General features: G+C 35.3%; 14 protein-coding genes, 1 tRNA gene and 1 pseudogene. 11 read left to right on the top strand and 5 right to left on the bottom strand.

Annotated elements, in window-relative coordinates:
• The first annotated feature begins 7 nt into the window (after window positions 1-7).
• The 4 genes from BXU11_RS00485 to BXU11_RS00470 all read left to right on the top strand — a co-directional run bounded on the left by BXU11_RS00485 (window position 8) and on the right by BXU11_RS00470 (window position 3,465).
• Window positions 8-94 (top strand) — tRNA-Ser (locus BXU11_RS00485).
• A gap of 168 nt (window positions 95-262) precedes the next feature.
• The gene (locus tag BXU11_RS00480; RefSeq protein ID WP_078210614.1) at window positions 263-1,513 is read left to right on the top strand and encodes an acyloxyacyl hydrolase; all 1,251 of its coding nucleotides are present in this window, start codon (window positions 263-265) and stop codon (window positions 1,511-1,513) included.
• 198 nt (window positions 1,514-1,711) lie between these two features.
• The gene (locus BXU11_RS00475) at window positions 1,712-2,662 is read left to right on the top strand and encodes a TIGR01212 family radical SAM protein (protein ID WP_078210613.1); all 951 of its coding nucleotides are present in this window, start codon (window positions 1,712-1,714) and stop codon (window positions 2,660-2,662) included.
• 104 nt (window positions 2,663-2,766) lie between these two features.
• Window positions 2,767-3,465, top strand: coding sequence for a porin family protein (locus BXU11_RS00470; protein ID WP_078210612.1), 699 nt, complete (start codon window positions 2,767-2,769; stop codon window positions 3,463-3,465).
• Here the strand turns inward: BXU11_RS00470 and BXU11_RS00465 are convergent.
• A complete protein-coding gene (locus BXU11_RS00465; RefSeq protein ID WP_078211994.1) occupies window positions 3,460-4,065 on the bottom strand; it encodes a hypothetical protein in 606 nt (201 codons plus the stop codon). The genes BXU11_RS00470 and BXU11_RS00465 overlap by 6 nt on opposite strands.
• 150 nt (window positions 4,066-4,215) lie before the next feature.
• Here BXU11_RS00465 and BXU11_RS00460 point away from each other — a divergent pair, with 150 nt between their 5' ends.
• The 3 genes from BXU11_RS00460 (at window position 4,216) to BXU11_RS00450 (ending at window position 8,285) form a co-directional block, all read left to right on the top strand.
• The gene (locus tag BXU11_RS00460) at window positions 4,216-6,657 is read left to right on the top strand and encodes a bifunctional UDP-N-acetylmuramoyl-tripeptide:D-alanyl-D-alanine ligase/alanine racemase (RefSeq protein ID WP_078210611.1); all 2,442 of its coding nucleotides are present in this window, start codon (window positions 4,216-4,218) and stop codon (window positions 6,655-6,657) included.
• 64 nt (window positions 6,658-6,721) lie between these two features.
• Window positions 6,722-7,102 carry a large conductance mechanosensitive channel protein MscL gene (gene mscL / locus BXU11_RS00455; RefSeq protein WP_078210610.1) on the top strand — a complete coding sequence of 127 codons (381 nt, stop codon included), beginning with the start codon at window positions 6,722-6,724 and terminating at the stop codon, window positions 7,100-7,102.
• Between the two features lie 193 nt (window positions 7,103-7,295).
• Window positions 7,296-8,285: an aspartate-semialdehyde dehydrogenase gene (locus tag BXU11_RS00450; protein ID WP_078210609.1), complete on the top strand. Its 990-nt coding sequence runs from the start codon at window positions 7,296-7,298 to the stop codon at window positions 8,283-8,285.
• Between the two features lie 56 nt (window positions 8,286-8,341).
• Here BXU11_RS00450 and BXU11_RS00445 read toward each other — a convergent pair whose 3' ends face one another.
• Window positions 8,342-9,268, bottom strand: a complete 927-nt coding sequence (locus tag BXU11_RS00445) for a hypothetical protein (RefSeq protein ID WP_078210608.1) — start codon at window positions 9,266-9,268, stop codon at window positions 8,342-8,344.
• 267 nt (window positions 9,269-9,535) lie between these two features.
• Here BXU11_RS00445 and BXU11_RS00440 point away from each other — a divergent pair, with 267 nt between their 5' ends.
• The 4 genes and pseudogenes from BXU11_RS00440 (at window position 9,536) to BXU11_RS00425 (ending at window position 12,873) form a co-directional block, all read left to right on the top strand.
• The gene (locus BXU11_RS00440; protein ID WP_078210607.1) at window positions 9,536-10,225 is read left to right on the top strand and encodes an HAD family hydrolase; all 690 of its coding nucleotides are present in this window, start codon (window positions 9,536-9,538) and stop codon (window positions 10,223-10,225) included.
• Window positions 10,225-10,853, top strand: a pseudogene (locus BXU11_RS00435) (CatA-like O-acetyltransferase). Before BXU11_RS00440 ends, BXU11_RS00435 begins: the two are co-directional and overlap by 1 nt.
• 62 nt (window positions 10,854-10,915) lie before the next feature.
• Window positions 10,916-12,286, top strand: coding sequence for a hypothetical protein (locus BXU11_RS00430; RefSeq protein ID WP_078210606.1), 1,371 nt, complete (start codon window positions 10,916-10,918; stop codon window positions 12,284-12,286).
• A gap of 71 nt (window positions 12,287-12,357) precedes the next feature.
• A complete protein-coding gene (locus BXU11_RS00425; protein ID WP_024979944.1) occupies window positions 12,358-12,873 on the top strand; it encodes a ferritin in 516 nt (171 codons plus the stop codon).
• Between the two features lie 99 nt (window positions 12,874-12,972).
• On the opposite strand, the gene BXU11_RS00420 is transcribed toward BXU11_RS00425, so the two are convergent.
• From BXU11_RS00420 to BXU11_RS00410, 3 genes are all read right to left on the bottom strand, one after another.
• Window positions 12,973-13,743, bottom strand: coding sequence for a Bax inhibitor-1/YccA family protein (locus BXU11_RS00420; RefSeq protein WP_024979945.1), 771 nt, complete (start codon window positions 13,741-13,743; stop codon window positions 12,973-12,975).
• Window positions 13,744-13,874: 131 nt separating this feature from the next.
• Window positions 13,875-15,305 carry a pyruvate kinase gene (gene pyk / locus BXU11_RS00415; protein ID WP_024979946.1) on the bottom strand — a complete coding sequence of 477 codons (1,431 nt, stop codon included), beginning with the start codon at window positions 15,303-15,305 and terminating at the stop codon, window positions 13,875-13,877.
• A 4-nt stretch (window positions 15,306-15,309) separates the two neighbouring features.
• Window positions 15,310-15,798, bottom strand: coding sequence for an IPExxxVDY family protein (locus tag BXU11_RS00410; protein ID WP_024979947.1), 489 nt, complete (start codon window positions 15,796-15,798; stop codon window positions 15,310-15,312).
• Between the last annotated feature and the right edge of the window lie 86 nt (window positions 15,799-15,884).

Genomic DNA, 15,884 nt, shown 5'->3' with positions numbered 1-15,884 from the left:
TCAAAATAGAGAGGTGTCCGAGTGGTTGAAGGAGCTAGCCTGGAAAGCTAGTATATGGGTAACTGTATCGAGGGTTCGAATCCCTTCCTCTCTGCTAGAAAATCAAGCAGCGTATTTTCAAAATGATAACACCCAATTTTACACTCAGGAAGGTAAAGTTGGGTGTTTTTTTATGGAGAATTCATAGGTTACAGAAATAGATTTCGTTCTGTGTTTAAAGCTTCTTGTGTAATTCAAGCAACTCAAATGATGATGATTAATTATGACTTTACGAACGTTATCACAAATCTTCTTTTTGTTACTTGGTGTCAAAAGTATTGCTCAAGAGCGTACTACTAGCATCAAAAACAATGTCAATTTTATAGGAATTGGTTATGCTATGGGTGAAACCATTCCCTCAATTAGTATATTTCCGGAAACGAAGACACAAAAAGGGGTTGATTTTACTTTTGGCACAACTACCTTTGAAAACGACACTTGGGCCAAACGGTTAAATTATCCCAAAACTGGAATATTGCTATCTTTTGCTGATTTTGGTAATAAGGAGAAAGTGGGTTACGGAATTAGCGTAATACCTTTTTTTGATTTTGGTGTTTTGAATAGTGTGACTCCACGCATCCGTTTTCAGGTGGGTTTGGGAGGATCTTACAATAACGTCATTTATGACAAAGTTACCAACCCTGGAAATTTTGGAATTTCGACTCACTTTACTTGGGCTTTTAGATCCTTTTTGTATTATGATCTGGTGCATCGAAAAGACTTCAACCTGAAAATTGGTGGAGGCTTTACCCATTTTTCAAACGGTCATACCCGATTACCCAATCACGGTTTAAATTCTTATTTAGCTACTGTAAAAACAGAATTGAATTTCGTCAAAAACACTGCTTCTGTTCCAACTTTAGTTAGTCCCTCGGATCAATCACATACGCAAACCTTCTATGGAACTCGATTGGGCTTGGGACAAAAAGTCTTGGCTCGTGATTATAATGCACTGAAAAACGTGTATACCAGTTCTTTTTCGGTAGGTCGAATAAAGGATAAAACCTTTAAATACGGTGTAGGTTTCTTCTATCGATTCTATGATGATTATTATGATTACATTAAAGAAGAAGGTTCAGTGATCAATACCCAATTTCCAGCATTGAAAAATAATCCCTTCAGAAATGCCTCAGCAATTGGTTTGTATACCAATTTTGAAGTCTTAATTCATCATATCAGTATTGAAACAGAATTAGGAATAAACGTGTACAAACCTGCTTTTAAACTGGATTGGTATTTAAATAACGGAAGTGCTGCTTCGGGGGTATATATTCCCAAACCATTTGGACTTAAAGCCAAAACAAAGCAATATATTTCTTCTCGTTTAGGATTTCGGTACTACGCGATTACCGCCAAAAAAGCACCCCAACACAATGTTTTTGTTGCCGCAACTATCAATGCTAATTTAGGACAAGCCGATTTTTCTGAACTGAGCTTTGGATATGTTTATAGTCCGAAGAGAGCTAGTAAGTAGTTGTTTGAGGGCTTGTTTTAGAATGAATTAAGTGATAAGCAATAGTAAAATAGTGTACAATACTACTGTAGGCGTCCCTATGATTTTATTCTTCTCATCTGATTTTTGTAAATAGCTGTATTTTGCTAAAAGTGTTATTTAGCAATACTTTACAATTGAATGTTCTGCTATTAACTAGATTCGTCTTATTTTTGCAAAATGAAGGATACAGTTTCAAATGAAAGAAAAAGCTATAACAATTATGGTACTTTTCTAAGAGAGAAATACAACGGACAAAAGGTTTACAAAGTTATTGTAGACGCTGGTTTTAGTTGTCCAAATCGCGATGGGAGTAAAGGATTTGGAGGATGTACGTATTGCAATACCGATTCTTTTACGCCTGAACTTTCTCGACAATTGCCAAGCATTACCGATCAAGTAGTGCAAGGCATCGAACGTGCCCAAAAGTCCTACAAAGCAGAACGCTTTATTGTTTATTTTCAACCCAATACCAACACTTATGGTGATGTTGATTATTTGAAAAAATGTTATGACGAAGCCATAGCAGCTGCGCCAGAGCTTATCGTTGGACTTTCTGTAGGTACACGCCCTGATTGTTTGGATCCTGAAAAAATTGCGTTATTGGAATCCTATTGTGATCGATTAGATGTTGATGTTGAAATGGGAATGGAATCTATATATGATGCGACGCTGCAACAAATTAATCGAGGTTGTTCCCATCAAGAGTTTATTCAAGCGGTAGAATGGTTTGCCAACAGTCCAATTGATTTGTGTATTCATACTGTGTTTGGGTTTCCAGGAGAAACTACCGAGATGATGTTACAATACATACACGAGATCAATCAATATCCTCAAATAAAATTTGTGAAGTTTCATCATTTACATATTGTAGAAGGTTCCATACTTGGTGTGCACTATAAACGTAATCCCTTTCCACTTTTTACTTTAGAAGAGTATACGGATTTATTGTGCCAGTTAATTCCGTTGTTGCGACCAGATATTGTAGTACAACGTTTGTTTGGTATTTCTGATTGGGAATTACTTATTGCGCCCAATTGGGGACTTAAAAAAACGTTGATTCAGAATTATATGGATAAAGAAATTAGTAAGCGTAATTGTATTCAAGGGTCACAGTATCCAATTGATTAGGGCTATGGTTCGGTTTTTCATTCATGCTTAAAAATACACAATCAAAGTAGTATATTTGTATTGGGTAAAAATCCTTTCTTTATCCTTTATCTTATCCTTCTGCTATGCGTAATTTTGTATTGCTTTTTTTGCTATTTCTTGGTACTTGTGCTTTTGCTCAAGACCTTTCCTACGATGAATCAAAACCTAAGAAGAAACTTGATTCTTTGTATAGAGAAGATCAGTTTTATTTTGGAATTACTTATAATACATTAACAAATACTCCCAAAGGATACGATAAAGATAAAATTGCAGCTGGTTTTACCGCAGGTTTTTTAAGAGACATGCCGTTAAATGCGTCTAGAACGGTTGCCATAGCTGCTGGTTTAGGTTTGACGCATAACAATTACAATCATAATCTTAAAATCTCGGGTTCTGGTAAAAATCCTGACTATAATTTATTGGAACGTGGTACGTACAGTGCGAATAAGTTATCAACCTTAACTGCCGATTTTCCCATTGAACTGAGATGGCGTACCTCTACTTTTGAAAGTACGCAATTTTGGCGAATTTATTTAGGAGCGAAAATTAGCTATATGCTTTATGATCGTAGTTTGTATGAGGCGGGTAGTGATCGAATAGTGATTAAAAACAATAATGATCTCAATCGATTAGGCTACGGCGCACACATTGGGGCTGGTTACAACACTTTTAATGTGTATGTACAATATGGGCTCAACTCGTTATTTCAGAAAGGGCAATTAGCAGGAGAACAACTTCAGATGCAAAATTTTAATTTAGGTCTAATATTCTACATCTTATAACCAAAGAATCATTAGCAATATTTGCGGAATACTACCTGATATAAACCCTATACTTAGCTCTTTGGGAGTGTGCGCATTCATTACTAAACGAGACGATGCAATAACGCCATTTAAAAAAATAAAGGTGGGTACTACAATTGAAAAATCTTGTGGGTGCTGCAATTGTAAGCCTATGATAAAAATGGTGAGCGAACTAAAGGCTAGCATATGAATACTGGCTTTGATTTTAGCAAACAAAAGTAATAAGGTTATTAAAGTACTCAACAAAGCACCTAAAAAGAAAAAATGCAATTCTAAATAGTATTCAATGGTAATGGTCTTTTTAATCAGTAATATCATTAAAAAGCATTGAAAGACTAAGGGTAGTTTGCGTTGCTCTAATTCATAAGCCATGACCGAGTCGATTTGTTTTAAGGCTCTTAATAATAAATAAAGTAAAACGGGAACAATAATGGTGAGTATCAGAATTTGAAGCAAAACAAAAGCTATTTCCTTTAAATCAAAAGAAGTAGCATTGTAATAAAAATAAAACAGCGTTGCCATCAAAGGAATAAATATAGGATGGAACGCGTAAGAAAAGAAGGTTATTATTTTTTTCAAGGTCAATTTGTTTGGTTTGCCAATTTTGATCTCGCAATTTACAATTGTTTTGATGGGATTGCAACCCAAAGAAGTTCAAGTTAAATAAATATGAAATGAAGATGAGATTGCTTGTCTTTATAGTATTTTTACTCTCAAATCAAGAATACAATGAATCTTTCTATTGCTACGATTTCGCAACAAATAAATGCCACTTTCAAAGGCGACCCTTCAGTACTTATCGATGCTATTGCTATAGATAGCCGTTCCTTGCAAAACGGACCGAACACCTTGTTTTTTGCTTTGATTGGTCCCAACAACGATGCGCATTTGTATATCAATGATTTGATTCAACAAGGTGTTACTCATTTCGTGGTGCAATACATTCCTGAGCATTGCGAAGGAAAAGCAAAGTTTTTGGTGGTACAAAATACGTTAACAGCCTTACAAGAATTGGCGAGCTATTATCGCAGTTTATTTCATTTTCCAGTAATTGGTGTCACGGGTAGCAACGGAAAAACCATCGTAAAAGAGTGGCTCAATTTCTTGCTAAGCCCCGATTATTCTATCATTCGTAGTCCCAAAAGTTATAACTCACAAGTAGGTGTTCCTTTGTCTGTGTTGGCGATTGCCAAGCAACATAATTTCGGAATTTTCGAAGCCGGAATTTCTACCGTAAATGAGATGGTGCATTTGGAAAAAATCATTCGCCCCACGCTTGGGATTTTGACAAATATTGGTTCGGCTCACGACGAAGGTTTTTCTTCTATTGGCGAAAAAATAAAAGAAAAATTGCAGCTTTTTAAGCACTGTGATTTGTTGATTTATAATAAAAATAAAACCATCGATGCTTTTTTGAAACCGTCATTAAAAACCTTTTCTTGGAGTTTTAAAGATATCACTGCGGATGTTTTCATTCAAAAAACAAGTATTTTAGATAAAACCAAGTTGCATCTTCAACTACAGTCGTATGCTTTTGATATCATCATTCCTTTTCAAGATGATGCTTCTATCGAAAATGCGATTCATTGTTTGATGGTGTTGTTGCATTTGGGCTATGATAGAGTGACTATCGAACATCGGATGTATTTGTTGTATCCCGTTGAAATGCGACTTAAGGTCAAAGACGGTATCAATAGCACCACAATTATTGACGATAGTTACAGTTCCGATTTTCAGTCTTTAAAAATTGCATTGGATTTCTTAGAAAGTCAAAAACAATACAAGAAAAAAACAGTGATTTTGTCCGATATTTTTCAAAGCGGATTATCGAATGAAGAATTGTATTCCAAAGTATCGCAGCTTGTTATTGCTAACAAAATTAACCGCGTGATTGGCATCGGAACGACCATAACCGCTTTTAAACATAAGTTCGTCAATTGCACTACGTATGCTACTACTGCCGATTTTTTAGCAAAATTGGATAGTGCTACTTTTAGCAACGAAACCATTTTAATCAAAGGCGCAAGAAGCTTTCATTTTGAAGATATTGTGGCTGTATTAGAAGAAAAAAAGCACGAAACGGTTTTGGAAATCAATCTCAACGCCATTAGTCATAATCTTAATTTTTTCCGTTCGAAATTACAACCTTCCACTAAAATGATGGTGATGGTTAAAGCTTTTGGATATGGAAATGGCGGTTTTGAAATTGCCAAATTACTAGAACATCACCAAGTTGATTATTTAGGTGTGGCTTTCGCCGATGAGGGAATTGCTTTGAAAACAGCAGGAATTCATCTGCCGATTATGGTTTTGAATCCTGAGTCTACGAGTTTTTCAGCGATTATTCAACATCAATTAGAACCTGAAATCTATAGTTTGAAAGGCTTGCGTTCCTTTTTGAAAATAGCCGAACAAAAGAATCTAAAGCACTTTCCGATTCATATCAAACTCGATACAGGTATGCACCGATTGGGCTTTGAAAAAGATACCATCGAGGAATTAATCGCGATACTCAAAGACACTACTTTGGTGCGAGTAAAAAGTATATTGTCGCATTTGGCCACAAGTGATGACCTAAACCATCAAGCTTTTGTTGCATCTCAAATTGAGTTGTTCGAAAATTTATCCAGCCGTTTGATGACCGAGTTGAATATTCAGCCTATTCGTCATATTTTGAATACTTCGGGCATTAGTAATTTTCCGAAAGCGCAATACGATATGGTTCGTTTGGGAATTGGTTTGTACGGTGTTTCTAATGATGACGAAGAACAAAAAGAATTAGAAAATGTGAGTACGCTCAAATCCGTTATTTCACAAATCCGTACAATTCCTGCTGGAGATTCTGTAGGTTATGGGCGTCGTTTTATGGCGGAAAAGTCTACCAAAGTAGCCACAATTCCTATTGGTTATGCCGATGGTATCGCACGACTTTGGGGAAATGGAGTAGGATATGTGTCGATTCATCAGCAAAAAGCCACCATTATTGGAAGCGTTTGTATGGATATGCTAATGGTAGATGTTACGGATATTGATTGTCAAGAAGGCGATGCGGTAATCATTTTTGGCGAAAGCCCAACCGTAATCGAAATGGCCGAAAAGCTACACACCATTCCCTATGAAATTCTAACTAGTATTTCCCAACGGGTGAAGCGGGTGTTTTACAGGGAATAATTTTTAGAGTTTAGGAAAATTTTAAATATCTTTATCTTCTAATCAAATAACTAAAATTGTAAATATGGGAATGATTTCAGAATTTAAGGATTTTATTGCTAAAGGTAACGCCATGGATTTAGCAGTAGGAGTGATCATTGGTGGCGCTTTTGGTGCTATTGTGAACTCATTGGTAGCAGATGTTATCACGCCAGCTTTATTAAACCCAGCATTAAAAGCTGCTCAAGTAGAAGATTTAGCGGGACTAAAAACCGATGGAGGTATTTTGTACGGTAAATTTTTGGCGGCAATCATTAGCTTCTTAGTGATAGCTTTTGTGATCTTTTTGATGGTAAAAGCCATTAACAGTATGAAGAAAAAAGAAGAAGTACCTGCTCCTACAGCACCAGCTGGACCAACTCAAGAAGAATTATTGACTCAAATTAGAGATCTTTTAAAGAAATAATACCGCTACACTAGTGTCTAACTTAACCGTCTCTTTTCCCAAAAAAGAGGCGGTTTTTTTTGTGTTGATAAATAAAAAAATACATAAAATGTTTCATATGTAACAATTTGTTAAATATTGTGAATCACCTTGTTTTGTTTCTTAGTTTACTTACTTTTGTAATTCAATAGTAAGTCAATATAAAAGAGATACGATGAGAATAGCAGTTGTAGGCGCTACCGGAATGGTAGGCGAAATCATGTTGAAAGTTTTAGCAGAGCGTAATTTTCCAGTTACCGAGTTAATTCCTGTTGCTTCTGAAAAATCAGTAGGAAAAGAAATAGAATTCAACGGAAAAAAATATAAAGTGGTAGGATTGCAAACGGCAGTAGATTTAAAAGCAGATATTGCTTTGTTTTCTGCTGGTGGAGGAACTTCTTTGGAGTGGGCTCCTAAATTTGCAGCTGCAGGTACTACAGTAATTGATAATTCTTCGGCTTGGAGAATGGACCCAACCAAAAAATTAGTGGTTCCAGAAATCAATGCTGGCCAATTGACTAAAGAGGACAAAATCATTGCGAATCCAAACTGTTCTACAATTCAGATGGTATTGGCTTTGGCACCTTTACATCAAAAATACAACATCAAACGTGTAATTGTTTCTACTTATCAGTCCATTACGGGGACAGGTGTAAAAGCGGTACAACAATTCGAAAATGAAGTAGCAGGAATTGAAGGCGACATGGTGTACAAATACAAAATCAATCGCAATTGTATCCCGCAATGTGATAGTTTTGAAGACAACGGTTACACCAAAGAAGAAATGAAATTGGTCAACGAAACCAAAAAAATCTTAAGTGATGATACCATCAAAGTTACCGCAACTGCTGTTCGTGTACCTGTAGTTGGAGGTCATAGCGAAGCGGTGAACGTTGAGTTTACTAATGATTTTGATGTTTCAGAAGTTAGAAATATTTTACATCACACCGATGGTATCGTGGTACAAGACAATTTGGATACGTTCACTTACCCAATGCCTCGTTATGCTGAAGGAAAAAATGAAGTTTTTGTAGGTAGAATTCGTCGTGACGAAAGCCAAGACAATACCTTAAATATGTGGATTGTGGCGGATAACTTGAGAAAAGGAGCGGCTACTAACACCATTCAAATTGCTGAATATTTGATAAAAGCAAATTTGGTATAAACAATCGTTTTTACGTTATAAAGAGAGCGCCTTGATAAATCGAGGCGCTCTTTTTTTTAATTGTATAAGAATTGAGCAGCATCTTGACTTGTTTTAATTGGGTCATGATAGGCATTGGGCACCTCTCGAAACGTCCAATTGAAGGGTAATCCAAGTTGTTTAGCAAGTGCTTTGCCGTTATTGTAAAAATATAAAGCGCGATCTATTCGGTTAAGCCCTTGGGCATCTGCGGAAGTATTATGTCTGAATCCACTGCTTTGGTCGCTGCCACTTGCGTTACAAACCGTACAAGGGCTTCCTACTTGCACAGTGAGATGGGCTCCAAAAAAACTAGCATAATTCTCAGTGGGAATAGGTGCTTCTTTTAATCCATAGGGAAATAGTGCTGCTGTGTCTGGTGCAGTAAACCACCCTCCGTTGGAACTGATAATTCTGTTTATTTTTTCGCTTGGTTTCATCAACGCCAAACGATGTGCAAACTGTCCTCCTCCCGAATGGCCATAAATATCATAGGTAGTTTGCGTACTTTTGGTTCTTTTTTGAATCTCCTCAAATAAAGGAGCAATGTAAGAGAAAGTCCATTGTGATTCCGGATTTAAATCTTCTGGTTTGGGCTTGTTCGTGTCTTTGTAAACATTACCCATAATGTAGAAATTACCGCCAGGGAAATCTTTTTCAGAAAATTCAGGGGCAAAGAGGAGCACTTTATATTTTTCGGCATATGCCACCCATAAATCTCTATAATAACTTGCGTCCCGGCTATCGCCATGAAACACCATCAGTATTTTCATTGTTTCTTTTGCGCCACTCGAAGGATAATAGTAGTGCACCGGAATGGGTTTGGAGGGAATAGCACTATAGGTAAAAAGAAAACTTCCTGATTCACCTTTTAACTCATTTGGTTCGCTGTCAGAGCTTCCAGAAGAACACGAAAGCAGTAAAAAACTTAAAAGCGAGAGTAGTAAATAATAGGTATATTTCATAGCAAATATTTTTTACAAAAATACAAAATTCATGCCCTAGTACTTAGGAGGATACGTTAAACAATCGATAAAGCATAATGGTTATTCATTAATTTTGCAATGTTATATTTTTAGTTTTTTGGTGTTCGTAGGAGTACTAATGTTGGATGTTTTGTTGTAGTTTTCCGACGCACCAAGTATGGACGGACCGAAAAAGTTTTGAATTAATGTTTTCTCGGATTAATTCTTGCGTGTTTATAGTTTAAATTTGTTGTAAAATAGGTAAGGATGAAAAATTTGAAAGTGATAGCATTTGATGCTGATGATACGCTTTGGGGCAATGAAATGTATTTTGACGAAACCGAAAAAAAATTCTGTGGTTTGATGGAAGATTATCTTTCGCATCAAGGAATTTCATCCGAATTGTTTCAAATAGAGATTGCGAATTTAAAACTCTACGGCTATGGTATCAAAGGCTATATTCTATCGATGATTGAGGCGGCTATGAAAATTTCAAACAATACAATCTCTATTGAAGCGATTGAAAAAATCGTACAATACGGAAAAGATTTATTAGAAAAACCTGTCGATTTGCTTGACGGCGTTACTGAAACCTTAGAAGCGTTGAGCGGAAAATATAAATTAGTAGTTGCTACCAAAGGTGATTTATTAGACCAAAGACGAAAATTACACAATTCAAGTTTAGGTCCTTATTTTCATCACATTGAAGTGATGTCAGACAAACAAGAAATCGATTATTTGGATTTGATTAAACGTTTGGAGATTCAACCCAATGAGTTTTATATGATTGGTAATTCGCTTAAGTCGGATGTTTTGCCTGTACTTTCTATAGGTGGTTATGCTGCACATATTCCGTTTCACACGACTTGGGCACACGAGAAAATAGACCACAAAGTCGAGCATCCCAAATTTACTACCTTGCAACAATTAACCGATATAATTCCACTTTTAATCTAATGAAGCAGCCGTTTGACCTTGAAAATTGGAACAGAAAAGAGCATTTTCATTTTTTTAGACAAATGAGTGAGCCTTTTTTTGGAGCTACTGTGGCAATAGACTGCACAAAGGCATACGAAAAAGCCAAATCCATTTCATCTTCTTTCTTTATTTATTATTTGCACAAAACCTTACAAGCGGTCAATGCGATTGAAAATTTTAGATACCGAATCGATAACGAAACCATTGTAGTTTACGATAGAATTGATGGTTCGGCTACTATTGGTCGTCCTGATGGAACCTTTGGTTTTTCATTAATTGAATTTCATCCCGATTTTACTGTTTTCGAAAAAAATGCACTAGAAGAGATCGAACGCATTCAAAACACCACAGGTTTGTTTACACGTTCTTTCGATTCAGATAATTTAATTCATTTTTCGGCTTTGCCTTGGTTGGATTTTACGTCTTTATCGCATGCTCGTAGTTTTACTTTTCCAGATAGTTTCCTAAAATTTCTTTTGGAAAAATGGTGGTTGAAAACGATGGAAGCAAACGAATGAATATGTCGGTACATGTTCATCACGGTTTGATGGATGGATTGCATTTGGGACAATTTGTAGATTATTTTCAGCAAATCATGAACGAATAAGTAGCGATTTTTTTGGTATGCTCTTTGCGGGAAGAATTGTACTATTTTTAATATAAATCATTATGAAACAGTTGTGGGTTCTTTTCTTTCTTGGAAGTACTTTTTTGGCTTTTGGCCAAATAAAGTTAGCCTCTCATCCTTTAGAATTAAAAAAGTCAAAAGAGTACCATCAAGTTATCAGTGCCAACGATAGGCAAAATGATAATGTATTTGTTTTTGCTACCGACAAAGAAAAAACGACGATTCTAAAGTACAGTCCCTTCTTGTTTTTTAAAGACAGTATGGTGACCAAAAGACCTGATATTGGTTATAAATTAATGGCGGGCTACTCCTTTGGAACAGATGAAAACCCCACATTGTATTGGGTGGATCAGGCTTTCAGAAATATGATTGCGGTGCATTATGATCTACTTGAAAAGAAAACATCTGCCACTTATTTTCAGTTTCCTTCCCAAAGAGAAACGGTGCTCCATGTTTTTAATGAAAACAATAGTTTTTATGTCATTACTAAAAAGAAAGATGCTGATGCCTTGGTTTTACATATTTTTAAAGACTCGAAAAAAACACAGTTTCTCTTAGATTTTAGCGGTTTCGAGTTTGTGAATCGTAAAAAAGAAGTCATCCGTTTATCCATGATTTTGTCTGTTTTGCCTTTAGAAAAAATAGAAACACGTGCCTATAATCCGTTGTTTAAAGCCACAAGTAAGTCTAAATTTTATGTGCGAGAGAACGATATTCTCTTCACCTTTGACCATAATATAAATGAAACACAGTTGTTTCAATTGGATTTTAAGAGCTTAAAACTCGTTGAGCGTAGCATTCCGCAATTTCCGTTGAAACGCTTAAATGGATTGTCGAATTCTTATTATCACGAAAACAAAATATATCAAGTAACTGCGAATGATGAAGAATTACATTTTGGCTACAAAGATTTTGAAACTGATGTGTTGATCAAAGAATTTAGTGCAACCAAAAATGATACAATTACCTTCAAAAACTCACCTTTGTACACTCAAGTTGTCAATCAACGCCCCAAAGCTGTCAAGACTACCGCAAAGTTTTTAAAGCAGTTATCAGCTACTGATTTGGGTGTTTCGGTATATAAAACGCCCAAAAATTTGTTGCTTACAATAGGAGGTAATCAAGAAGTGGAACAGTTTTCTTCTGGTTTTACTCCCAATGATGGTGATTTCGTAACCAATTCTTATTTTATTCCATTGAATGTTTATTTTGAGAGTGTTTTGGACAAAAAAGGGAATCATATCTCATCCACACCAGCTCCTTTGGCGGTGGATTTTATCAGTCAATTTTCATATGCACATCCCGAAGCGGTTTTGCAAAACACTTTGAGGCATAAAAATTATTATATTCATGCTTATTATGATTCTAAATTAAAGGAATTTGTAATGATGCGATTTAATGATGGCTGGTAAATAAATATCTTTATAGTTCAATTTTAGTACTTTTGTTTGTAGTTTATTTATTAACCATAATTCATATTGTTATGTTATCCAAAAATATCGAAACCGCTTTAAACAATCAAATACGAATCGAAGCCGAATCTTCTCAAATTTATTTATCGATGGCTTGTTGGGCTGAGGCACATGGTTTGGAAGGCATTGCACAGTTTATGTATGCCCAATCGGATGAAGAGCGCGCGCATATGTTAAAGCTGATTAAATACGTTAACGAGCGCGGCGGACATACCCAAATCACTGATTTGAAAGCGCCAATATCGTCTTATGAAACGTTTCAAAATATGTTTGAAGAATTGTACAAACACGAGATTTTTGTTTCTAATTCTATCAACGAATTGGTGCACATTACTTTTTCTGAAAAAGATTACGCAACACACAATTTCTTACAATGGTATGTAGCTGAGCAAATTGAGGAAGAAGCTACCGCAAAATCAATTTTGGATAAGATCAATTTAATTGGTGACGACAAAGGGGGCTTGTATTTATTTGATCGCGATATTCAGCAAGTTGCAGTTGCCAATGCTACAAAAGCAACGATTTAATTATTTGTTTTTTAAGAGTGTATAAAAAAAAGCTGTCGTTATTGACAGCTTTTTTCATGAATTAAAGTTTATACCAGATTTCAAATGCGAAATCGAGATTTAGTCTTTACTAGATAATTTTGATAGTAATCTTAAAAATTCAATATACAACCAAACCAAAGTAATGAGTAGTCCCATTGCGCCATACCATTCCATGTATTTCGGCATTTTTTCGGAAACACCTTGTTCTATTCGGTCAAAATCTAAGAAGAGGTTCAAAGCGGCAATGATAATCACAAAGACACTAATACCAATACTCATTAATGAATTATCGTGGTGTACCGGTGTAAAGCTAGTAAACATCGAAAATAACCAAGAGATAAGATAATACGTCGCGATAGCTAATGTGGCTGCTAGTACCACCGATTTAAATTGTTCGGTCACTTTTACAATTTTATACTTATAAAGTCCCAAGCAAACTATAAACGTAACAAAAGTTGCACTCACAGCTTGAAGTACAATGCCAGGATATTTGGATTCAAAGATGGCAGAAATACCACCAATAAATAACCCTTCAAATACGGCGTAGCCAGGAGCTAAATAAGGTGATAAATGAGGTTTGAATGCAGCAATCATTACTAAGATAAGCCCAACAACAGCGCCGCCGATAGTAGGAACGATTGGATTCATGTCATTAAAAGCCATCCACCAAGTAATGGTAGCTGATGCAGTTAATAATAAAAACAAAATTAAACTTCTGTTGATTGTTCCCGAAAGGGTCATGTCTTGGTTGTAATCAATTACAGTAGCTTGATGTACCGTGTTTGATTTGTCCTGATTTTTAAAGCTTTTATTGTTTAAAAAAGGATTATTTGAGGTGTTAAAAGCCATTTGTTTATTCTTTAAGTTAGGTAATGATTTTTTTGACAACGCTAAAGATATGGATTCTTCTTAAATAGAGAAAAAAATGTATAAAAAACGCCCCTTAATTAAGGAGCGTTTCATAATTGTGTTATATCGTTCTATTCAATTTCAGATACTCTCAAGGTGTTCACCATTCCTTTATCTTTGATTGGCATAGCCGCTAAGTTAATTAGGAAGTCTCCTTTTTGAACAAAACCTTTTTCTTTTACAATTTCATTTACATCCGTAACGGTGTCGTCAGTACTCACATCTTTAGTGTACATGAACGATTTTACTCCCCACAATAAGTTTAATTGTGTTAAGATACGTTTGTTTGAAGTAAATACTAAAATATGTGCGTTTGGTCTCCAAGCAGAAATTTGGAAAGCAGTGTATCCACTATTAGTAAGTGTACAAATTGCTTTAGCATTAATAGAGTTTGCCATTAATGTTGCGTGGTGACAGATCGTTTTAGTAATGTAACGATTGGTTTTGATTTGAGGTGTGTTTTGAGGCACATTGATCAGCGGAGAATCTTCTACAGCCTCTAATATTTGTGTCATTTTTTGAATAACCTGAACAGGGTAATTACCAGTTGCTGTTTCTCCAGATAGCATTACTGCATCGGCACCATCCATCACTGAGTTTGCAACGTCATTCACCTCAGCACGAGTTGGCGTTAAGCTAGTAATCATGGTTTCCATCATTTGTGTAGCTACAATTACCGGAATTCTTGCTGTTTTAGCTCTTCTAATTAATTCTTTTTGAACTAAAGGTACTTCATGAGCAGGAAGTTCAACTCCTAGGTCACCTCTAGCTACCATTAATGCATCACAATAAGCTACAATTTTGTCCATATTTTCTAATGCTTCTGGCATTTCGATTTTGGCAATAATTGGAATTTTGAATTCAGAGTGTTCTGCGATTAATTCTTGTAAGTCTTGTAAATCTCTTGGTGTTTTAACAAAAGAAAGTGCGATCCAATCTAGTTGTAATTCGATAGCAAATTTAGCATCTGCAATATCTTTTTCAGTCATTGCCGGAAGGGAAATTTTAGTATTAGGAAGGTTAACTCCTTTTTTTGATTTTAATTCTCCTCCTTGAATTACTTTGGCTACAACCTCAGTGTTTTTATCTGTCGAAACGATTTCAAAGATCAATTTTCCGTCATCTAAAAGTATTCTTTCCCCAGGATTTACATCGTTTGGAAAGTTCTTGTATTTCATGAATACTCTTTTAGAAGTTCCAATGATTTCTTCTGCTGTGGTAAATGTAATTAAATCGCCATCATTAACAAATGCGCCTTCTTCCATAACCCCTACACGAAGTTTAGGTCCTTGTAAGTCACCTAAAATAGCGGTAGTGTATCCGTATTCTTCATTTATTCCTCGGATGATGTTTACTTTGTTCTTAACATCATTATAGTCAGCATGCGAAAAGTTTACTCTAAACACGTTAACCCCTGCTTCAATCATATCCTTGATGATTTCTTTTGTACTACATGCAGGCCCAAGTGTGGCTACAATTTTCGTTTTTTTGTTTGTAAGCATTTTATTAAAAAATTAAATTGTTTTTTGTTTTTAAATTTTCTGTTTCTATAGTGTAAGACATATTAATTACGTCTATGGCATTTAATTTACTAACCGTTTGAATTAAATTAAAAGTGTTGGGGCAAGCCTCTATTTTTAAGAAATAATCAGCTTTTTTTAATTCAGGTATTAAGTAGGTCTGTACCGAAATTGAAATATCTTGTTCTATAAACAAGTTGGTTTTGCTGTTATTTTTGATTTGCACTACCTCATTTTTGTTTTTAATCAAATGCCAATAAATATCTTCATCGGCTTGGTAAAAGGAGTATCGTGAAAAACAAGACTCTCCTTCTTTAATTTTAACGAAAAGATCTTTAGTGTTTTTGCCTAGATTAATGTTTAAGGCTTGATTGATAAAATAGGCTAATCGGTAATCTTCCAGTGTGGAATGAATTGCTATAATAGCATATTCTATCGCTTCAAATTCATCTAAATTTACTTTATGAATTGCCATTCTGTTAAAATAAGTAGTAAAGATAGTATTTCTATTGAAGAATTTCTAAGTAGAAATGATATGATTTTGTTAAAACGTTGTCGAAA

The organism is Flavobacterium sp. LM5, assembly GCF_002017945.1.
Lineage (GTDB): Bacteria > Bacteroidota > Bacteroidia > Flavobacteriales > Flavobacteriaceae > Flavobacterium > Flavobacterium succinicans.
The sequence above is the reverse complement of the archived record's forward strand: the minus strand, read 5'-3'. Positions and strand labels throughout refer to the sequence as shown.